Below are 20149 nucleotides of genomic sequence, written 5' to 3'. Positions count from 1 at the left end.
CTCCGCGGGTATGGCCTGGTGGGTCACCATCCGATCGGCCAGAGCGCCCCGTCCCCCGAGAGCATCGCGCCCCTTCTGGATCTCCGGCTCAGTGGTGGTGTGCGCGCGGGGACGGGTCCCCACCGGCGCAGTGGCGCGGGTCGTGCGTCAAGGCGTAGGACCGGTCGATCAGGTCGGCCATCGCCCGCTGGAAGTCGAGGCGCCGTTGCTCGCTCCAGCCTTCGGTCAGCCGGTCGAAGACCTGCTCCTGCCAGTCATGCGCGTGCTCCAGCATCGTCCGCCCGGACGGGGTGACCGTCATCTGGCGTCGGCGACCGTCCGCCGCCGACGTCCGTGTCTCCAGATAGCCGGCGTCCGTCGCGCTCTTGACCAGGCGGGACGCCCCGCTCTGGTCGATTCCGATCTCGTGGGCGACGGCGTTGACCGTCGCGGCGATCCCGCGCCGGGTCAGGGAGTGCACGGCCTCGGTGACCAGGACGAGCCGGCCCCGCTCGGCGACCTCGTGGTCTGCGGCCGACGCCCTGCGCGACCAGTGCCGGACGAACGCGAACAAGAGCCGGCCCGGTCCCGCCCCGCTCATTCGGTGGCCGCCATCTCGCGGCAGATGTAGGCCAGGTCCAGCGCCGCTCTGAGGTCGGGCAGCCGGAGGGCGGCGGACACCTTCGCGCCGGTCACCCGGAACACCGTCGCCACGCGGGTGGGAGCCTCGCTCCCAGGCCAGGTGGCGTCCTGTTCCACGACCATCAGCCGCTCACCGACCGGATGCCAGGATCGGGGCACCAGCCTGATCCCCGAGCGCTCCACCCACCCCGCGAACTGCTCGGGCGTGATCGGGCCCGCGCCCTTCGGCCCCAGGACGACGATCGGATCGGCGACCGCCTTCGCCGATCGCTCCAGGTCACCGTCGTTCACGCTCGCGTGCCACTCGTTGATGGCCGCTTCCAACGCCGCGCTCATGGCACAAGTCCATGCGAAACGCATACATCTCCGGAACGCCGGAGCCGGTCGGCGCGTCGCCGTGATCGTTTGAATGATCGGCGCTCTGGTGGACGTGACACCCCGGTCAGGCGACCGATTTCGCGATGACGTGGCGTCGGCCAACCTCCACGAGTGGACCTCGTGCGAGAGCGCCGCCACGCTGCGGTGCGCCGGGCTGTTCGACGTCCACAGCAAGTACTTCGACGACATGTACGGCCTCGCCATGTCGACCGGGGACAACGACTACGGCGGGAAGTACCAGGTCTCCCCACGTTCCCGCGTGAGAAGGCCTACGGTCAGGACTTCAAGAGCGTGTCCAGGGACGCGGACGCGCCGATCGCCGCGGGCAGGCGCCGCGGCAGCAGGACGAGGACATCCTCCGCCTGGTCGGCTTCCCGCTGGACGCGCGCCACACCGACCGCTTCGAGAAGGTCCGCGCCTGCTGCCCGCTGGTGCGTGTGGCCTCCGGCCCCCTTCGGGGTCGGTCCCGCCTGCGGACGTCGCCGTTCCTCGCCGTCGCCTCACCCGGCCGGGAGGTCGGTCAGTTCCTTGCGGACCTCGGCCGCCTGGATGTCCTCGCCGATCTGGAGGTAGCCGTCGAGGGCCGTCTGGAAGGCCCGGCGGGCCTCGTCGAGGCGTCCCAGGCGGCGCAGCGCGTCGCCCAGCATCTGGGCGACGACGGGGACCCCGGAGACGATGCCCTGGTCGCGCAGCGGGGGGATGGCCTGGGCGTAGTGGTCGGCCGCCTCGTCCCAGCGGTCCAGGGCGGCGTAGTCCTCGCCGACGCGGCGCAGGGTGAGGCCGAGGCTGAACTCCCGGACGCCGGGCGAGCCGCCGTAGCCGGGGGCCCGCAGCGTGGCCAGGAGCGTCAGGTGGTGGTGGAGCGCCTCGTCGGGGCGGCCGAGGTTGCGCAGGGCGTCGCCGAGGACGTTCACGGCCTGCGGGTAGCCCTCCTTGTCGTCGATGGACGCGAAGATCTCGGCGGCCTGCCGGGCGTGGGCGGCGACCTGCTCCCAGTCGCCCAGGTCGCGGGTGGCGTAGGAGGCGTAGGCCAGCGCCCACGCCTCCTGGGCGCGGTCGCGGGCGGCGCGGGCCAGTTCCAGGGCCTCCAGGGCGTGGGCCAGGCCGTCGCGGGGGCGGCCCTCGGCGGTGGAGGCCGCCCAGGACAGGTAGTTCAGGTGGGTGGCCTCGACGCGGGTGTCGCCCAGGGCGCGGGCGGCGGAGCGGGCCAGGCCGAACACCTCCGACCAGTGGCCCCAGTGGATCCAGCGGTCGGAGAACCAGTGCATGGCCTCGGCGGTGTCGATCACCTGGCGGTGGCGTCCGGCCGCGGCGGCCGCCCGCAGGGCGGGCAGCCAGTGGATGCTCTCGGTCTCCAGCCACGCCTGCGCCTCGGCGGGGGTGTCCAGCGCGACGAGGCGGCCGGGGTCGGCGGGCGGGGCGCCGTAGCCGGGCTCGAACCAGCGTCCGGCGGTGACGGCGGTGTCCAGCAGCCAGTTCTCCAGCTTGTCCCGGGCCGCCCGGTGCGCCTGCGGGGCCTCCTCGGCCAGCAGGCGGTCGCGGGCGAACAGGCGCACCAGGTCGTGCAGGCGGTACCGGGTCGGGTAGGGCGACTGCAACAGGCCGAGTTCGACGAGCTCGTCGAGGGCGTCCTCGCTGACCCGGGGGTCGCCACAGGTGAGGACGGCGGCCGGGGCCGCGTCGAAGTGCGGGCCGGGGATCAGCGCCAGGCGGCGGAACGTCAGGCGCGCCTCGTCGGAGAGCTGCCGGTAGGACAGCATGAACGCGGTGGCGACGTGCAGGTCCCCGGCCGACAGCGCCTGGAGGCGCCGTTCCTCGTCGGCGAGCCGGTCGGCCATGTGCGCGGCGGTCCAGGAGGGGCGGCTGAGCAGCCGGGTGGCGACGATCCGCAGCGCCAGCGGCAGGTTGCCGCACAGGCGGGCGATCTGGTCCAGCTCGGCGTCGGCGGCGGGCCGCACCGCGGTGATGATCTTCTGGAGCAGGCCGACGGCCTCGGCCGGTGACAGCTCGGCGAGCGGGAGGTGGTGGACGCCCTCCAGCCCGGCCAGCGTCCGGCGGCTGGTGACCACGACCATGCCGGGCCCGTCGGCGGGCAGCAGCGGGCGCACCTGGGCCTCGTCGGCGGCGTTGTCCAGGATGATCAGTGTGCGGAGGTCCCGCATCAGCGCCCGGTAGTGCCCGGCGCGCTCGTGCGGGTCCTGCGGGACGTGCCGGTCGACGACGCCCAGGCCGCGCAGCAGGCGGGCCAGCGCGTCGGCGGGGGTGAGCGGGGACTCGTCCATGCCGCGCAGGTCGACGAACAGGCGGCCGTCGGGGAAGGCGTCGGCCAGCCGCTCGGCCGCCCTGAGGGCCAGGGCGGTCTTGCCGAGGCCGGGGCCGCCGGAGACCACGACGGTCACCGTCGGGCCCGGGTCGGCGGCCGACTCCGCCAGGCGGGACAGCGCGGCCAGCTCGCCGGTCCGCCCGGTGAAGTCGCGCACACCGCGGGGCAGCTCGTTCAGGGGCGCGCGCGAACGCCGGCGGCGGCCGGTCCGGACGGCGTCCTCCAGCGCGCGCCGCTCCTCGGGGGACAGCCCGAGGGCGCCGGCGAGCGCGGCCACGGTGCGGCGCTGGGGCGCGCGACTGCGGCCGCGTTCCATGTCGCCGATCGCCCGGACGCTGACGCCGGAGGCGTCCGACAGCTCCTCGATCGTCAGGGCGGCGGCGTGCCGGTGGCTCCGCAGCAGCGCGCCGAACGTCGCCGGTCCCCCCATGCCGTCTTCCCTCACACCCCGCCCCGCGGCCGGCCCCCGGCCGGTCCTCCCTCCAGTTCTACCGTCGGCGCTCGCGGGCGAGAGCCGTGATGACCTGCCGTGTTGGTCACACTCGGGCGGAAGGTAGCGTTTCTGCCTGTTGTTCTGCCTGGTGCCGCCGGGATGGTCCTGGTCGGATGGCGGGCACGGACGGCTCGCCGCCGATCCGGCGGACGGAAAGGGGCATGGTCTCGTTGCAGCGCGAGTCCCGCGACGACGGGTGCGGCACGCCGCTGGTCGGCCGCGCCGCCGAGCTGGGCCGCGTGCTGGCGCCGGGCCGCCCCGACTGGCGGGGCCCGCGCGACCTGCTGGTGCTCGGCGAGGCGGGCGCCGGTAAGACGGCGCTGCTGGAGACCGCCGCGCACCGCCTGCGGCAGGCCGGGACGCTGGTCCTGCGCGCCCGGGGCAACGAGGCCGAGTCGCGGTTCCCCTTCGCCGGGCTCCACCAGCTGCTGCTGCCGCTGTCGGGGGAGCTGGGCGGGCTGCCCGAGCATCTGCGCGCGCCGCTGGAGGCCGCCTTCGGGACGGTCGCCGCGCCCCGGCCGCCCGATCCGATGCTGCTGCGCATCGCCGTCCTGACGCTGGTGACCCGGACCGCCGCGCGGCGGCCGGTCGCGCTCGTCGTCGACGACGTGCAGCACTTCGACCGCGACTCGGCGGACGTGCTGGGGTTCGTGACGCGGCGGCTGGCCGACCCGGGCGTCACGGTGCTGCTGGCCGCGCGCGGCCACGTCCCTCCCCCGCGGGTGAACGCCGAGACGCCGGTGCTGACGCTGGGGCTGCTGACCGAGCGCGCGGCGACGCGGCTGCTGGACGCCCAGCTCCGGCCGCCGGTCGGCCGGGCCCGGCTGGAGCTGCTCCGGCAGGCGCGGGGCAACCCGCTGGCGATCATCGAGCTGTGCCGCGCCGCGGACCGGTCCGGGGCGCCCCTGGAGGGCGTCGCGGAGGCGCGGCTGTCGCGGCTCCAGGAGACGTTCGCCGCGCGGGCGCGCGAGCTGCCGGACGCCACGCGGCGGGCGCTGCTGTACGCGGCCGCCGACGACCACGGCGACCTGGCGACGATCACGCGGGCGGCCGGGCACGGCGCGGACCTCGGGGTGTGGCGGCCCGCCGAGGAGGCCGGGCTGGTCGTCATCACCGCCACCGAGGTGGAGTTCCGGCACCCGCTGGTGCGGTCCGCCGTCTACCGGACGGCGCCGGCGCAGTCGCGCCGGCAGGCGCACCACGACCTGGCGGCGGCGCTGGAGGACGAGCCCGAACGCGCGGCCTGGCACCGCGCCGGGGCCTGCCTGGGGCCCGACGAGTCGGTGGCCGCCGCGCTGGAGGAGGTCGCCGAGCGGGCCGCGCGGCGCGGCGGCCGGTTCGCCGCGGCGCGGGCGCTGGAACGCGCGGCCGAGTGCTCCCCGGCCGACCACGACCGGGCCCGCCGCTACGTCCGGGCGCTCGGCGCCGCCGACCGGGCGGGCGACCCCCGGTGGGTCCGCGAGCTGTACGAGCGGGTCACCCGGCTGAGCCGGGACCCCGACATGCTGGGCGCGGCGGCCTGCGGGGCGGGGCTGGCGCTGTCGATGGGCGCCCGCCAGCGCGAGGCGTTCGGGCTGATGGCGTCCGCGCTGGAGCACCGGCCGCCGCGCGACGGGCGCGTGACGCTGGCGCTGGTGTCGGTGATGGCGGCGGTGGCGTTCCAGTCCGGGCTGCCCGAGATGCGCCGGCCGCTGCCGGGGCTGCTGGCGGAGGTCCGGATCGGCCCGGCCGTTTCCGCGCCGTTCGCGGAGATGGACGGCCTCGCCTGCGAGCTGGTCGGCAAGGTGGTCCTGGCCTCGGCCGACCCCGTCGCCCACGCGCCGGCGCTGCTCGACCCCGCCGCGCGGACGCCGCTGCGCGAGCCGGCGGAGGGCGCGGCGGAGATGACGCGGCTGCTGGCGCTGGGCGCGGTCGCCTGGTACGCCGACGAGTCCGACCTGTGCGTGGAGTCGTTCCGCGCGGCGTTCGCGGGGCTCCGCGCCGGGGAGGCCATGGGAAGCGGGGCGACCTGCCTGGTGCCGATGGCCGCGGCGCTGATCGACACCGGGCGGTGGGGCGAGGCCGACGCGATGCTGGAGGAGGCCGCGGCCGTCGCGGCCGTGCACCGCCTGGAGCACGTCGCGGTCGACGTGCGGGCCCTGCGCGCGACGCTGGCGGCGCTGCGCGGGCGGCACGAGCCGCTCGGCGACGACGCCTGGACGGCGGTCGACCTGGCCGAGAACCGCGCCACCCACGCCCACCTGCTGCGCGCCGCCGCCGCGCAGGCCGAGGCGGCGGGCGACCTGGAGGACGCCTACCGGCACCTGCGGGCGCTCTACGACGACGGCACCGCCCTGCACTACGTGCTGTCGATGCGCTCGATCGTGGAGCTGGCCGCCGTCGCGCGCCGGACCGGCAGGCAGGAGGAGGCCGCCCCGCTGGTGGAGGCGGCGCGGGCCGAGGCCGGGCCGCGACCGACGGCCCGCATGGCGCTGCTGCTGCACCACGCCACGGCGCTGCTCGACGACTCCCCCGACGCCGAGCGGCACTTCCGGCTCGCCATCGTCAACCCCGCCGCCCAGCAGTGGCCGCTGCAACGCGCCCGGGCCCGCCTGGACTACGCCCGCTGGCTGCGCCGCCGTCGCCGGCCGCTGGAGGCGCGGCCGCTGCTCAGCGCCGCCCTGGAGACCTTCACCCGGCTCGGCGCGCGGGCCCCGGCCGAGCAGGCGGCGGCCGAGCTGCGCGCCAGCGGGGTGTCCGGCGAGTCCGCCCGCGCGTCCGGCGACGACCCGCTGGCGTCGCTGACCGCCCAGCAGCAGCAGATCGTCCGGCTGGCCGCCGAGGGGCTGGGCAACCGGGAGATCGCCGAACGCCTCATGCTGTCCCCCCGCACCATCGGGTCCCACCTCTACCAGGCGTTCCCGAAGCTCGGCGTGAGCAGCCGCCACCAGCTGCGCGACATCCTGGAACGCGGCTGACCCGGTCCCCGCCGCGACGTGGGCGTCCGGGACGGAGGAGGGGCGGCGACGGGGGGCTACAGTGAACCGAACGAATCGACATGCTCCCGACTCGATGGCCAGGTGCGGATGATGGGACCGGCTCTCCCGCCGGGCGGGCACGACCGTGACCGGCCGGCGTTCGTCCCCGATCCCCTCGTGCGGCGGCTGCTCGACGCCTCGGCCGAGCCCCCCTACCTGCACCAGATCGGCCCGGTGGACGGGCGGCTGGCGCTGCTGGAGGCGCAGGGGCACGCGCCCGACGACCCCCGCGTGGCGGCCGCCTTCCACGCCGCGCCGGTCGGGCCGTCCGGGCTGACGGGCTTCTGGGTGTTCCGGCCCGCCGGAGCGGCCGGGCCGCTGCCGGCCGTGGTGTACGCGCACGGCGGGCGGTGGATGCTGGGCGACGCCCACACCCACTGGCGGCTCATCAGCGCGCTGGTGCTGGCCAGCGGCGCGGCGTTCGTGGTCCCCGAGTACACCCGCACGCCCGAGGCGCGCTACCCCGTCGCCGTCGAGGAGTGCTACGCGGTGCTGGAGTGGGCCGCCCGCAACGCGGGCGGGCTGGGCCTGCGGGGCGACCGGATCGCCGTCGCCGGGGACTGCGCGGGGGCGACCATGGCCGCCGTCCTGCCCATGCTCGCCAAGCGGCGCGGCGGGCCGCGGCTGCGCGCCCAGCTGCTGTACTACCCGATGACCGACCCGCGCTGCGACAGCGGCTCCCAGGAGCGCTTCGCCGAGGGGTACCTGCTGACCCGCGAGGCGCTGCGCTGGTACTGGCAGGAGTACACCGACGACGACCGCCAGCTCGGCGAGGCCGCCGTCGCGCCGCTGCGCGCCACCGCCGAGGACCTGGCCGGACTGCCGCCCGCGTTGATCATCTCGGCCGAGGCCGACGTCGTGCGGGACGAGGCCGAGCAGTACGCGCGCCACCTGAGCCTCGCGGGCGTCCCGGTGACGTGCGTGCGCTACCTCGGCATGGTGCACGACTTCGTCTCCCTGACCGCGCTGCAACCCAGCCCGTCCTCGCGCATCGCCCTCCGGCAGGGCGCGTCGTTCCTGGCGGACGCGCTGTTCGACCGGTAGCGGGACACCGGTGACCCGGTACCGGTCGATGACCGGGAACGACTGAGTCCGGGCCGACCAGTCGACCGACCGATGCGTCCCCGGGGGCGTCGCCCCGAGGCTGGACGCATGACGAACACCGAACCCGTACTCGAAAAGGCCGCCCGCGACTTCGCCGAGGCGACCAAGAACCCTCCCTACCTGTACGACCTGGGCCCCGTCGAGGGCCGCAAGACCGTCGACGAGGTGCAGGGCGGTGACGTCCCGGTCCCCGACGCCGACGTCGAGGACCTCACCATCCCCGGCGGCCCCGGCGGAAGCGTCCGGATCCGGATCCTCCGCCCGGCGGGCGGCGAGGGGCCGCTGCCGGTCCTGCTCTACATCCACGGCGCGGGCTGGGTGTTCGGCAACGCCCACACCCACGACCGCCTGGTCCGCGAGCTGACCGTGCGGGCCGGGGCCGCCACCGTCTTCGTCGACTACAGCCTCTCCCCCGAGGTCAGGTACCCCCACGCCCTGGAGGAGATCTACGCCGCGCTGCTGTGGGTCGCCGACCAGGGCGCCGACCACGGCCTGGACGCCTCCCGCATCGCGATCGCGGGCGACTCGGTCGGCGGCAACATGACCGCCGCCACCACCCTGCTGGCCAAGCGGCGCGGCGGCCCGGCCCTGGCCGCGCAGCTCCTTTACTACCCGGTCACCGACGCCGCGTTCGACACCGGCTCCTACGAGCGGTTCGCGACCGGCTACTTCCTCAGCCGCGAGGGCATGCGCTGGTTCTGGGACCAGTACACCACCGACGAGGCGCAGCGCGCCGAGATCACCGCCTCGCCGCTGCGCGCCACCCCCGAGCAGCTCGCCGGGCTGCCGCCGGCGCTGGTGATCGTCGCCGAGGCCGACGTGCTGCGCGACGAGGGCGAGGCCTACGCGGCCAAGCTGCGCGAGGCCGGCGTCCCGGTCACCGCCGTCCGCTACCAGGGCGTCATCCACGACTTCGTGATGCTCAACGCGCTGCGCGACACCAACGCCGCCAAGGCCGCCACCCGGCAGGGCGGCGAGTTCCTGCGCGACGCCCTGCACCCCTGATCCGGCCCGCGCGAACCGCAGGAGCTCATCACATGTCCACACCCACCGTCGTCCTCGTCCACGGGGCCTTCGCCGACGCCTCCGGCTTCGCCCGGCTCATCCCCGAGCTGCGCGCCGACGGCGTCCCGGTGCTCGCGCCGGCCGTCCCCAACCGCGGCCTGAGCGGCGACGCCGCCTACATCGCCTCGGTCGTCCGCCAGATCGACGGCCCGGTCGTGCTGGTCGGCCGCTCCTACGGCGGCGCGGTCATCACCGTCGCCGGCGTCGAGGACAACGTCACCGCCCTGGTCTACCTGGCCGGCTACGCGCTGGAGGAGGGTGAGAGCCTGGGCGAGCTGCAGGGGCGCTTCCCCGACCCGCCGCTGGCCTCGGCGCTGGTGCGGCGCGAGTACCCCACCGGCGTCCCGGGCGGGACCGGCACCGACGTGTACGTGGACCCCGACCGGTTCCACGCCGTCTTCGCCGCCGACGTCGACGCCGAGCTGGCCGAGGTCCTCGCGGTGACCCAGCGCCCGCTGGCGGCCGCGGCGTTCGCCGAGCCCGCCACCGCGGCTGCCTGGCGGACCAGGCCGTCCTGGGGCACGGTCTCGACCGCCGACCAGACCATCAACCCCGACGTCGAACGCTTCGGCTACCAGCGCGCCGGCGCCACCACCGTCGAGATCGACGCCTCGCACCTGGTGATGCTGTCGCGCCCCAAGGAGGTCGCCGCGGTCATCCGCGACGCCGTCCGCGCCACCGCCTGACCCGCACCACCCTCTTTCCGATCAGGAGCAACCCATGACCTCTCCCACCGTCGTCCTCGTGCACGGCGCCTTCGCCGACGCCTCCAGCTGGCGCCCGGTGGTCGCCCGCCTGCGCGCCGCGGGGACGAACGCGCGCGCCGTGGCCAACCCGCTGCGCGGCCTGACCCACGACGGCGAGTACGTCGCCTCCCTCGTGAGCCAGATCGACGGCCCCGTGGTGCTGGTCGGCCACTCCTACGGCGGCCCGGTCATCACCCACGCCGCCGCCGTGGCCGCCAACGTCACCGGCCTGGTCTACGTCGCCGCCTTCGGCCTGGACACCGGCATGAGCGCGCTGTCGTCGGTGGAGGGCTTCCCGCCCGCCGAGCTCGGCACCGCGCTCGTCCCCGCCGCCTACCCCGACGGCGAGGGCTCGGCGACCGAGTTCACGATCGACCCGGCGAGGTTCCACTCGGTGTTCTGCGCCGACCTGCCCGCCGAGGACGCCGCGTTGATGGCCGCCTCCCAGCGCCCGGTCGCCGAATCGGCCCTCGCCCAGCCCCTGGCGGTCGAGCCCGCCTGGAAGCGCCTGCCGAGCCGGTTCGTCGTGGCCGCCGCCGACCACGCCATCGACCCCGGCGCGCAGCGCGCGGCGGCCGCGCGCGTCGGCGCCGACACCGTCGAGCTCGACGGCGCCTCGCACGCCGTCGCCCTGTCCCGCCCCGACGAGGTCGCCCAGGTGATCGGCGCCGCCGCCGGCGCGTGACCACCCGCCACGGGGCCCGGCGCGACGTGACCGCGTCGCCGGGCCCCGTGGAGTGGTGGACGGTGGCGCGCCGGCGGGCCCGGCCCCGGCCGATGGTCAGCCCTGTTCCGTCGCGGGTTCCGGGTCGCGGTCCGAGGGCGGCCAGACGTACGGCAGGTCGCCGGGCACGCCCGGGAAGATCGGGCCGTAGTGGTCGGGGTCCTTGCGCACCAGCGCCGACCGGTGGCTGAGGTGCAGGGCGTCGTCGCCCAGCCACGGCGGGAGCTCGCCGGCCGCGCCCAGTTCCCGCTGGGCGCGGGGCTCCGCGATGCCCCGGACCGCGGCCAGCTCGGCCGTCAGGGTGGCGTTGCAGGTGTCCCGGTGCCCCAGCGAGCACCAGTGCCGGCAGACCTCCATCCCGTAGCGGACCAGGGCCTCCTCGTACCCGGCCCACATCCGCACCGCCGGATGGCGCCGCCAGCCGTAACCCGGCACCGTCAGGGCGCGCAGGATCTGCAGCGTCTCGACCCGCTGCTTGCCCAGCCTGCGCCAGTCCAGGACGCGCGCCGTGGCGGCGAAGTCCGCGTACGGCAGGAAGGTCTGCACGATCGCCCCCACCCTCGATCATGGTCGTCGATTCGTCACCCACCGTAGCCGCACCCCGCCGCCGGGACGGGACGGGGGTCCGTGCGGCCCGTCCTGGCGCCGGTGTCAGCCGGGCCAGGACGGGTAGCCCCCACCTGGAAGATCGTTGAACGTGAGGGGGCGTCCATGGAGTACGAGGCCGAACGGGAGATGCCGGCCGACAGCCGCACGGTGTTCGGCGTCGCCGCCGACGTGGGGACGATGGAGCGGTGGCTTCCCCAGGGGATCGACGTGCGGCGGATCGCGACCGACCTGGTCGAGGGCGAGGCCGACGGGGACGAGGTGCTGATGCGGGCGGTCCCGGACCAGCTCCGCCTGGAGTGGGGGCTGCACGGGCGCCCGGACTACACCGGCTGGATCCAGGTGATGGACCGCGCCGACGGGGCCAGCACCGTGGTGGCGCACCTGTCCTTCCTCGGGGGCCAGCCCGAGGCGAGCGGCGCGACGCGCGACAGGGAGGCCACCCAGCGGCTCCTGGAACGGTCGCTGGACCGCCTCGCCGACCTGGTGGGGCAGCAGGCCGCCCGGACGGCGCGCTGACCGCAGCGCCGGTTCACCGCCCGCCGCGGGGGCGGAGCCGGTCCGGCAGCGGCGCCAGCGGGAACACCCGCCAGAAGTAGGCGTCGGCCGCGTGCTGGTCGCCGGGGTAGTTGACGGCCTCGGCGATGCGGCCCCGCTCGATCCGGAAGGCCAGCGCCCAGGTGGTGTCCAGGCCCCGCGGGGTCGTGCTCCAGCCGCGGTGCAGGTCGACGACCCACGGCCCGTCGGCCGCCAGGAAGATCGGCTCGGCCCGGAACCCGGCCCGGGCGAGCTCGGCGAAGAAGGCCAGGACCTCGTCCACGCCCCGCTTGACGCCCGCCAGCGGGTGGTGGCCGGGGATGGTCCACCTGATGTCCGGGGCGAAGAACCGGTCGCGCAGCGCCCGCAGGTCGTTGGCGGCGTAGGCGGCGTAGTAGCCGCGGATCAGGGTGACGTTCGGGTGCTCGGCCGCGGGCGGCGCGGCCGCCGCCTCCCTGGCGGGCAGGGCGGCGGCGGCCGCCATCCCGGCGGCCGACACGCCCGCGGCGCGCAGCAGGGTCGTACGGGAGATCTCGGACATGGGGAGGACTCCTTGCAGTGTTCTGTGAGGGGCGCGGTTCAGCGGTAGCGTCCGACGACGTCACGGATCAGGCCGTCGCGGACCAGGAACGCGTAGAAGAAGGTCTCGCCGGCACCGCCGCGGGTGGAGAAGCGGTAGTCCAGCACGTACCGCCCGCCGTCCCACCGGCTCCCGGTGATCTCGTAGCGGCCGCCGGCCCGGAGCACCTCGGGCACCAGGAAGCGGTCCATGATCTCGGCGCGCGAGGGGTAGATCCGCCCGACGCTGTCGAACCGGGCGTCGGCGGCGAAGGTGGCCGCCACCGCCCGCTCGTCACCGGCGTTGGCCGCGTCGGTGAAGCGCCGCGCGACCCGTTCGGCCTCCGCCCGGCCGGCCGGGGCGGCCGCCGGCGCCGCGGCCGGAGGGGCGCCGTCCTCCGGCGCGCTCGAACATCCCGTCACCGCCGTCAGGGCCGCGGCCGCGAGGGCGATACGCCGGCCGAATCGCATCTTCGTCTCCGTTCCGCCGGATCCGCTCCACGGGGCCCGGCCTGTCCAGGAAAACGCGGTTTCCGGGGATGCGTCCAAGACCTTTCGCCATACAGTTGGCGCATAGGTCATCGCCGGACGGAGGGCGGCGCCATGGACGTGGACACCGGTGCGCTGCGCTGCTTCGTGATGGTGGCCGAGCAGCTGAACTTCACCCGCGCCGCCGAACGGCTGTTCCTGTCCCAGCCCACGCTCAGCCGCCGGATCCGCCGCCTGGAGGAGGACCTGCGCACCCCGCTGTTCGAGCGGACCGGCCGCGAGGTCCTGCTGACCCCGGCCGGGGAGGCGTTCCTGCCCCTGGCCCGCGGCCTGCTCGCCGACTGGCTGACCGCGCAGCGCACCGTGCGGACCGTGGCGGCGGTCGGCTCCCGCGTCCTGCGGGTCGGCTTCGAGGCGTCCGGCGCGGGCTCGCTGGCGACCCGCGCCTACACCGAGTTCATGCGCCGCCACCCCGACTCCACCGTCGAGCCCAAGCGGTTCGACTGGGGCGGGGAGGTCGCGGCGCTGCACGAGGGGCTCGTGGACGTCGCCTTCGTCTGGCTGCCCGCCGACACCACCGGGCTGCACACCGAGATCGTGACCGTGGAGCGCCGCATGGCGGGCCTGGCCGCCCGGCACCCCCTGGCCGGCCGCGCCGACGTGTCGATCATGGATCTGGCCGACGAGCCGATCGTGTGGACCAGGCGGGCCCCCCGGGCGTGGGTCGACTGGTGGGCGGTCAACCCCCGCCCCGACGGCCGCGAACCGGTCTGGGGCCCCGAGAACGACAACGTCGAGGAGATGCTGGAGCACGTGGCCTCGGGGCAGGCGATCTGCATCAGCCCCGAGTCGATGAGCCTGAACTACGGCAGGCCCGACCTCACCTGGCTCCCCGTCCGGGACATCGCGCCGCTGCGCGTCGCCCTGTGCTGGCCGGTGACCAGCGCCAGCCCGTCGGTGGCCGCCTTCGCCGCCGTCGTCAGGCGGCTGTCGGGGCGTTCCTGACCCGGGGGCACGAGGTGTCGTCCTCGTTCATCCCGGCGGCGCCGCCCACGCCCCGTCCGGTCTCCCGGACCACCCGGCCTGGCGGACGTCGCGTCGCGTGGCGGTGGCACCGGGGCCGCGGGGTCCCGGTGCGCATATTCGTTCAAGACCGGCGCCACTCCTCCAGCCCATGATCGACGGCACGACCGCCATGCGTTGCAGAGGAGAGAACTATGCGTCGTGTCGTCATGGCCCTGGTCACGGCCGGGGTGATCGCGGGCGGGCTCGTCGGCGTCTCCGCCCTTCCCGCGGCCGCCGACGAGACCGGGAGCGTCCGCATCACCTCCGACACCCCGAAGAACCGCGAGTGGTAGGGCTCTAGCCGCCCGAACGGCCGCAGACGCGAAGGCGCCCTCCCGGAGGTCCTCCGGGAGGGCGCGAGCGTCTCCGGCCCGCTCGCGGCGGCCCGGCCGAGCGGGTGCCGGTCCGGGTGCCGCCTACCCGAATGGGGCGGTACGCGTCGCAGGGCGAAAGGGCGGATGGACGAGACTGCCGGCCCTCCCCCCGCACCCACGAGTCTCCTTGCATGACCGAGCTTCGGCGGCAGATCGTCCGGCTGACGGTACCGATGATGGCCGCGCGGCTCCTGGCCATCCTCGTCCCCATCCTGATCATCGGGATGCTGGGCTGGATGGACGGTGAGGCCCTCCAGATCCGTTCGCTCTACATGCCGATGGCGTTCCTGTTCTTCGCCCTCCAAGCGATCTTCGATGTCGCCACCCAGACGATCATGGCGTTGCGGAGCGGGCGCGGCGAGCACGACGCCGGGCCCACGCTCGCGAGCATGGCGCTCGTCTGGCTCGTGGGCGGGCTCGTGTTCGCGGGCGCCCTGAGCGCGGGCGCCCCGGCGCTGGCGGAGGTGCTGGGCGCGCCGCCGGAGAGCGCGGACCACTTCGCGTGGTTCCTGCGCTGGATGGCGTTCGCGAACATGACCCTGGCCGGGCCGGTGCTGTGCGCGGCGGCGCTGCGCGGTACGGGCCGGGCGGGAACCGCGGCGCTGATCGTGCTGGTGGGCAGCGTGCTGGAGGTGGCGGGCCTGGCGGTGCTGGGGTTCGGCGCCGACATGGGCACCGCCGCCCTGCCGCTGGCCACCGTGCTCAACGGTCTCGTCGGGGGCGCGCTCGGCATCGTCCTGGTGTCCCGGGCCGGGCTTCTGGGCGGGTGGGGCTGGCAGCGCGAGGTGCTGCGCTACCTTCCGCAGACCGGCCTGCCGGTGTGCATGTCCAGCCTCGTGATGTTCGGGATGAACCTGGCCTTCGTGCGCATGCTCAGCCCCTTCGGCCCGACCGTGATCGCCGGGTTCGCCACCGCCGCCACGGTGCAGAACCTGCTCGTCATGCCCGCCCTCACCCTCGGCTCGGCGTCGGCGATCGTCATGAACCAGCGGCTCGGCGCGGACCGGCCGCAGCTCGCCCCGGTCCTGCGCACGGCACTCCGGATCACCGTGGCGGTCTACGCCGTGATCACCCCGGTGGTGTGGCTGTCGCGCGGTCTCATCGGGAGCGTGACGGCCGAGAACGGGCGGATCGCGGAGGAGACGGCCCGGTACTTCGCGATCGTCGCGCCGAGCTACCTGGCCCTCGCCCTGGTCCTGGCCGTGATGATGGCGCTCCAGCAGGTCGGCGGTGTGCGGATGGCGCTGTCGGCGACGGTGCTGTACGTCGTGCTGACGGTCGCCGTCGGCGCCTGGGCGAGCCAGGGCGCCGACGGTCCGGTGCCGCTGTACTCGGTGATGAGCGCGATGAACGTCGGCGGCCTGCTGGCGGTGGCCGGGGCGCTGGCCTTCGTGCGGCGGCAGGACCGGCGCCGGCTGGACCGCCCTGCGGCGCAACGGGTCCGGGCCTAGTTTGACGGGCCGGCCGGTGGGCCAGTTGCGCCGGATGGCGGCGTTGAGTGCCACGATGCGTTGCCGCAGCCAGAACGGGAACGCCTGGCCAGAGATGGGCCAGGCTGAAGGCGCGCACCGCACCCTCGGCGGTGGTGCTCGGCATCAGCCGCGGCCCCGCCCGCGCCGCCGCGTTGGCAGGACGTGGTCGTCCAGGTGGACGTAGAGCGCGGTCACCAGGGCGTCCAGGTTTGTCTTCACGCACCGGCCATGGCGTGAAACGCCGACGGGCGGTGGGGCGACCGCCGTGTGGAGGTCGCCCCACCGCCCGTCGGGCGTTGCGGCCGGGATCTGTCAGGAGCGCTTGGGGGCGACCCGGTCGCCGGTCCGGACGTGGGTCCGGATGATCTCCGCGACGCGCTCCAGGTGGTCGTCCAGGAAGAAGTGCCCGCCCGGGAACACGAACGCGTCCCCGCCCCGCGTGCCGTGCTCCCGCCAGGCCATCGCGTCCTCGACCGGGGTCAGCGGGTCGGCGTCGCCCGCCAGGACGACGATCGGGCAGTCCAGCGGCGGTCCCGGCTCGTACCGGTAGGTGTCGATCGCCTGGTAGTCGCCCCGGGCCACGGGCAGGATCATCCGGACGAACGCGGGGCTGTCCAGCAGGCGCGCGTCCGTGCCGCCGAGCCGGGCCATCTCGTCGAGCAGCTCGCGGTCGCCCATCGGGTGGGCGCCTTCCTGCCTGCTGCGCGAGGGGGCGCGGCGGCCGGAGACGATCAGCACCGGGGGTGGCGTCTCCAGCCGCCGCGCCACCTCGAACGCCACGATCGCGCCCATGCTGTGCCCGAAGAACGCGGCGGTGGGGAGGGCGGCGGCCTCGGCGGCGATCCGGTCGGCCAGCTCGCGCAGGTCGACGACGACCGGTTCACGGCGGCGGTCCTGCCGTCCGGGGTACTGCGTGACCGTCACCTCGACGGCCGGGCCGAGCGCGGCCGACAGCGCGTGGTAGGCCCCCGCCGATCCTCCCGCGTAGGGGAAGCAGAGCAGGCGGGGCGCCCCCTCCCCGGCCGGATGGAACCGCCGGAACCATCCGCCCGTGTCGGTCCCCATCGGTCAGCGCGCCGGAGTCGTGTGCTCGTCCAGCATCGCCTCGAAGTCGTCCTGCCCGTTGGAGCGGGGGAACGGCTCGTCCGGCACCGGCACCCCGAGGAACCGGCACAGCGGCTCCCAGCCCTGGGTGACCTGGAAGACCAGCAGGCGCCCGGGGTCGACCTCCGCGCGGACCGCCCGGTTGTGCTCGGCGAAGACCCGCTTGGCGTGGTCGGCGTCGGTGAACCTCCCGCCGAACTGGCCGTCCCACACCACTTCGCGGGACATCTTTCGCATCTCGGTCAGCACGGGGCTGGCCGCGGGCGAGTCGTCCATCGCGGCGCGGTGGATGGTGGAGCGGGCGCTGTCGTACCAGCCCTCCGGGTCGCGGACGGTGTGGATCACCTTGGCCTGCGGGTAGTGGGCGACCAGGTCGCGCCAGAACCGGGCGCCGGGCCAGTCGACGCTCGACCGGTAGCCGCGGTACACCTCGTCCCAGTCGGTGGGTCCGCCCTGGGCCGCCTTGCTCCACAGCGGGATCTCGTCGGGGCGCTCCAGCATCCCCAGCATGTGGTGGCAGGGTCCGAACCCGAGCGTCTCCAGCGCGGCTTTGAGGGAGAACGTTCCGGTCCGGCCGAATCCGGTGCCGATGACTTCGAGCATGCCTCACTCCTTCGAGGTGACGGGTTGTCTTCGAGAGCTGGTCGGGGCGCGGTCAGGCGCCGCGCAGCAGGACGGCCCACACCGTCGCGCCCGGCCCGAAGGCCATCGCGACGCCGTGCTCCCCGGGGCCGAGGGGGCGCTCCTCCTGGAGCCGCGCCAGGACCGCGAGGACGGCCGGGGCCGCGGTGTTGCCGTACTCGCGCATGACGGCGCGCGACGCGGCGACCGACTCGTCCGGGAGGCCGAGCTCCTCGGTGACGCGGTCGATGATGCGGCGTCCGCCCGGGTGGGTCGCCCACCAGACGATGTCCTCGCGGCGCAGGCCGTGGTCGGCCAGCAGCGCGTCGACGGGCTCGGCCACGGCGGCGGCGGTGACGTCGGGCATGGTCGGCGCCAGCCGGATGTCGAGGCCCCGGTCGCCGACGTGGACCTGGAGGTCGTCGGCGTGGCGCGGGACCCGCAGCAGCCGCGAGCCGAGGACGTCCAGGCCCGCCGTGCCGTCCCGCCCCGGCCGCATGACCACCGCCGCGGCGGCGTCGCCGAACAGGGTGAGCACGACGGCCTGTTCCTTGTCGTAGGGCGGCGGCTGGAGGTGCGGGGAGAACAGGTCGACGCACAGCAGCACCGCGGGGCGGCCGTGCGCCCGCACCCAGTCCCGGCCGGCGGTCAGGGTCGGGACGGCCGCGTAGCAGCCCATCGGGCCGAGCGAGAGGAACTCGGTGTCGGGGCGCATGCCGGTCTCGTGCACGAGGGCGTCCAGGCCGGGGGCCGAGTGCGTCGTGGTGGTGGTCGTGACCAGCAGGCCGACCTCGTCGGGGCGGAGCCCGGCGCGGTCCAGCGCCTGCCCCACCGCCTGGCGGCCGAGCAGGCGCGCCTCGGCGAGCCCGCGTTCCATCCGGCGCGCCGGGCCCCAGGTGCGGGGGTCCTCGACGAGCGGGTTCAGCGCCATTCCCTTGGTCTCGATCGCCGAGCCCCGGACGATGTCGGCGACGTCCCCGCCGCCCTCATCTCCCCGGAGGAACATGGCGAGCTCGTCCATCTTGACCTGGGGGGGCGACACGAAGGTGACAGAGGTGATCCTGGCCGACGCCATGCGGACGTCCTTCCTGGGCGGTCTCTCGCAGCTCAGGCCATGCTCGGTCCCCCCGGGGCGGGGGCATAAGGCACCGATGGACGCGCGTGCAGCCGGTTGAAAGTGCATACCCGGTTGGCCGGGTGTCCCCCGGAGGGCCGCCGGCCGTCCGGGGGGCGGCTCAGGCCGCCGAGATCATCCCCTGCTTGATGGCGATCACCACGGCGGCGGTGCGGTTGGGCGCGCCGAGCTTGAGCATGACGCTGGTGACCAGCCGCTTGGCGCCGTGGTCGGAGATCGACAGGCGGCGCGCGATCTGCTTGTTGCTCAGCCCCTCGGCCAGCAGCGCCAGCGTCTCGTTCTCCCGCGGGGTCAGCACCGCGGGCCGCGCGGCGCCGCCGGGCAGCGGCGAGCCCACCCGGGCCAGCAGTTCCCGGCCGACCCGCGCCGGCATCGGCATCTCCCCCAGCATCATCCGGTCGATCGCCTCCCCCAGGTCGTGCGCGGTCAGGTCCTGCTGGATCAGGAAGCCGTCGGCCGCCGTCCCGCCGAACGCCGAGCCCGACGCCTCGACCTCGTCGAGCAGCAGCAGCACCTTGGTGCGCCGCGCGGCGGTGAGCTCGGCCGCGTCCGCGACCTCCGCCCCGGTCACGACGAGCACGTCCACCTCGTCGGCGGCGACGACCTCGTCCGCTCCCCATCTGGTCGTGCAGTAGCGCACCTCCTCGACGCGCGGCAGCATCCGCAGCACCGCCTCGAGCCCGCGCCCCACGACCACGTTCTTGGCGTAGATCACAACATTCAGCCGGCAGGTCACGATGTTCTCCGTCATCGACGCGTATCCCTCTGGTGTCGCCCGGACTTGTCGTTCCTCCGCCATCAAAAGTGATCACTAGTCGGTCAGGCCAGAGTGGTGTCGTCTTCCAGCCATCCCCGAAGGAACGGCATCCGCTCCAACGCGCGCACGACGGTGGCGCCGAGATCGGACAGGCCGGGCCGCCAGGCGGCGAACGCGCCGGGCCGCCGCAGGCACGGCCCCTCGGGGACCGCGACGAAGGTGCCCCCGGAGGCGGTGACCAGCACCCGGCCCGCGGCGTGGTCCCAGGCCAGCGCGTCGGGGACGACGGCCATGTCGGCCCGGCCGGTCGCCACGTAGGCGAGGGCCAGCGCCGACGAGCCGATCCGCCGCACGTCGGCGGCGGCGAGCAGCTCGGCGAACAGCGCGAACTCGGCGGGGTCCGGGGTCGTTCCGGCGCGGGGCAGGTCCGCCAGGATCATCGGCACCGGGCGCTCGGGCGGCGGTTCCACGGCGCGTCCGTCGCGCAGGAGCACGCCGCCCGCGGCGGTGTGGAGCTCGTCCCGCGCGGGCTCGTACACGCAGCCCCCGACCGGCTCCCCGCGCACGGTCAGGCCGATGGACACGCAGTACAGCGGCAGGTCCCGCGAGAAGTTGTGGGTGCCGTCGATCGGGTCGACGTACCAGAGGACCTCCCCGTCGCCGTCGGCCCCGCCCTCCTCCCCCACGACTGCCGAGCCCGGGCACGCCGCGGTCAGCTCCGCCCTGAGCATCTCCTCGACGGCGGTGTCGGCCTCGGTGACGACGTCGTGGGCGTGGCCGCCCGGCTTGCCGCGGGCGCCGGTCCCGGCCCCGGCCAGCAGCGCGCGGCCCGCCCGGCGGGCGGCGTCCGCCGCCGCGCGCACCAGGGCCCCGATGTCGTCGGCTGTCTCGTCCTGGATCGTCATCCGGGCACGGTAACGCCGGTGTGCGCGGTTCGCGCGCCCGAACGGGCAGGCCCGT

Annotated in this window: 20 protein-coding genes and 1 pseudogene; 9 read left to right on the top strand and 12 right to left on the bottom strand. The window is 75.3% G+C overall.

The features are described 5' to 3' along the window. Positions 1-88: 88 nt before the first annotated feature. The 3 genes from HNR61_RS41700 to HNR61_RS41690 form a co-directional block, all read right to left on the bottom strand. Positions 89-580 (bottom strand): MarR family winged helix-turn-helix transcriptional regulator, encoded by a 492-nt coding sequence (locus HNR61_RS41700; protein WP_182848672.1) that lies wholly within the window; start codon positions 578-580, stop codon positions 89-91. Continuing rightward, positions 577-957 (bottom strand): hypothetical protein, encoded by a 381-nt coding sequence (locus HNR61_RS41695; RefSeq protein WP_182848671.1) that lies wholly within the window; start codon positions 955-957, stop codon positions 577-579. The genes HNR61_RS41700 and HNR61_RS41695 overlap by 4 nt, the downstream gene beginning before the upstream one ends. Positions 958-1499: 542 nt before the next feature. Then, positions 1500-3752, bottom strand: a complete 2253-nt coding sequence (locus HNR61_RS41690; RefSeq protein WP_182848670.1) for an ATP-binding protein — start codon at positions 3750-3752, stop codon at positions 1500-1502. 224 nt (positions 3753-3976) lie between these two features. On the opposite strand from HNR61_RS41690, the gene HNR61_RS41685 reads away from it, so the two are divergent. From HNR61_RS41685 to HNR61_RS41665, 5 genes are all read left to right on the top strand, one after another. Next, positions 3977-6772, top strand: a complete 2796-nt coding sequence (locus HNR61_RS41685; RefSeq protein ID WP_182848669.1) for a helix-turn-helix transcriptional regulator — start codon at positions 3977-3979, stop codon at positions 6770-6772. Between the two features lie 111 nt (positions 6773-6883). Then, entirely contained in the window at positions 6884-7876 is a 993-nt protein-coding gene (locus HNR61_RS41680; protein WP_182848668.1) for an alpha/beta hydrolase, read from the top strand. A 108-nt stretch (positions 7877-7984) separates the two neighbouring features. After that, positions 7985-8941: an alpha/beta hydrolase gene (locus tag HNR61_RS41675; RefSeq protein ID WP_182848667.1), complete on the top strand. Its 957-nt coding sequence runs from the start codon at positions 7985-7987 to the stop codon at positions 8939-8941. A gap of 32 nt (positions 8942-8973) precedes the next feature. Next, entirely contained in the window at positions 8974-9687 is a 714-nt protein-coding gene (locus tag HNR61_RS41670; RefSeq protein ID WP_182848666.1) for an alpha/beta fold hydrolase, read from the top strand. Positions 9688-9721: 34 nt separating this feature from the next. Continuing rightward, positions 9722-10432 carry an alpha/beta fold hydrolase gene (locus HNR61_RS41665; protein WP_182848665.1) on the top strand — a complete coding sequence of 237 codons (711 nt, stop codon included), beginning with the start codon at positions 9722-9724 and terminating at the stop codon, positions 10430-10432. 96 nt (positions 10433-10528) lie between these two features. Here HNR61_RS41665 and HNR61_RS41660 read toward each other — a convergent pair whose 3' ends face one another. Continuing rightward, complete coding sequence (locus HNR61_RS41660; protein WP_312898348.1) at positions 10529-11029, bottom strand: MSMEG_6728 family protein; 501 nt, start codon at positions 11027-11029, stop codon at positions 10529-10531. A 153-nt stretch (positions 11030-11182) separates the two neighbouring features. Here HNR61_RS41660 and HNR61_RS41655 point away from each other — a divergent pair, with 153 nt between their 5' ends. After that, positions 11183-11596, top strand: coding sequence for an SRPBCC family protein (locus HNR61_RS41655; protein WP_182848664.1), 414 nt, complete (start codon positions 11183-11185; stop codon positions 11594-11596). A 13-nt stretch (positions 11597-11609) separates the two neighbouring features. On the opposite strand, the gene HNR61_RS41650 is transcribed toward HNR61_RS41655, so the two are convergent. Next, positions 11610-12155 carry a nuclear transport factor 2 family protein gene (locus tag HNR61_RS41650; protein WP_182848663.1) on the bottom strand — a complete coding sequence of 182 codons (546 nt, stop codon included), beginning with the start codon at positions 12153-12155 and terminating at the stop codon, positions 11610-11612. Between the two features lie 38 nt (positions 12156-12193). Next, positions 12194-12643, bottom strand: coding sequence for a hypothetical protein (locus HNR61_RS41645; protein WP_182848662.1), 450 nt, complete (start codon positions 12641-12643; stop codon positions 12194-12196). Between the two features lie 132 nt (positions 12644-12775). Here HNR61_RS41645 and HNR61_RS41640 point away from each other — a divergent pair, with 132 nt between their 5' ends. The 3 genes from HNR61_RS41640 (at position 12776) to HNR61_RS41630 (ending at position 15551) form a co-directional block, all read left to right on the top strand. Then, on the top strand, positions 12776-13666 hold the full coding sequence (locus HNR61_RS41640) for a LysR family transcriptional regulator (RefSeq protein ID WP_157419825.1): 891 nt from the start codon (positions 12776-12778) through the stop codon (positions 13664-13666). A 212-nt stretch (positions 13667-13878) separates the two neighbouring features. Then, positions 13879-14019: a hypothetical protein gene (locus HNR61_RS41635; RefSeq protein ID WP_182848661.1), complete on the top strand. Its 141-nt coding sequence runs from the start codon at positions 13879-13881 to the stop codon at positions 14017-14019. A 212-nt stretch (positions 14020-14231) separates the two neighbouring features. Then, positions 14232-15551 (top strand): MATE family efflux transporter, encoded by a 1320-nt coding sequence (locus HNR61_RS41630; RefSeq protein ID WP_182848660.1) that lies wholly within the window; start codon positions 14232-14234, stop codon positions 15549-15551. Positions 15552-15698: 147 nt separating this feature from the next. On the opposite strand, the pseudogene HNR61_RS50730 reads toward HNR61_RS41630, so the two are convergent. From HNR61_RS50730 to HNR61_RS41605, 6 genes and pseudogenes are all read right to left on the bottom strand, one after another. Then, positions 15699-15791 (bottom strand): annotated as a pseudogene (locus tag HNR61_RS50730) (IS982 family transposase); the annotation flags it as partial. A 93-nt stretch (positions 15792-15884) separates the two neighbouring features. After that, positions 15885-16637, bottom strand: a complete 753-nt coding sequence (locus HNR61_RS41625) for a thioesterase II family protein (protein ID WP_182848659.1) — start codon at positions 16635-16637, stop codon at positions 15885-15887. Between the two features lie 3 nt (positions 16638-16640). Beyond that, entirely contained in the window at positions 16641-17279 is a 639-nt protein-coding gene (locus tag HNR61_RS41620) for a sulfotransferase family protein (RefSeq protein WP_182848658.1), read from the bottom strand. A 52-nt stretch (positions 17280-17331) separates the two neighbouring features. Further along, complete coding sequence (locus HNR61_RS41615; protein ID WP_182848657.1) at positions 17332-18372, bottom strand: type III polyketide synthase; 1041 nt, start codon at positions 18370-18372, stop codon at positions 17332-17334. Between the two features lie 160 nt (positions 18373-18532). Then, on the bottom strand, positions 18533-19183 hold the full coding sequence (locus tag HNR61_RS41610) for a helix-turn-helix transcriptional regulator (RefSeq protein WP_083999520.1): 651 nt from the start codon (positions 19181-19183) through the stop codon (positions 18533-18535). Positions 19184-19251: 68 nt separating this feature from the next. Next, positions 19252-20094, bottom strand: a complete 843-nt coding sequence (locus tag HNR61_RS41605; protein WP_182848656.1) for an inositol monophosphatase family protein — start codon at positions 20092-20094, stop codon at positions 19252-19254. Positions 20095-20149: the final 55 nt, after the last annotated feature.

The organism is Actinomadura kijaniata (genome assembly GCF_014138665.1).
Taxonomy (GTDB): Bacteria; Actinomycetota; Actinomycetes; order Streptosporangiales; family Streptosporangiaceae; genus Spirillospora; species Spirillospora kijaniata.
Note: the sequence above shows the minus strand (reverse complement) of the source record. Positions and strands in the feature narration are given on the sequence as shown.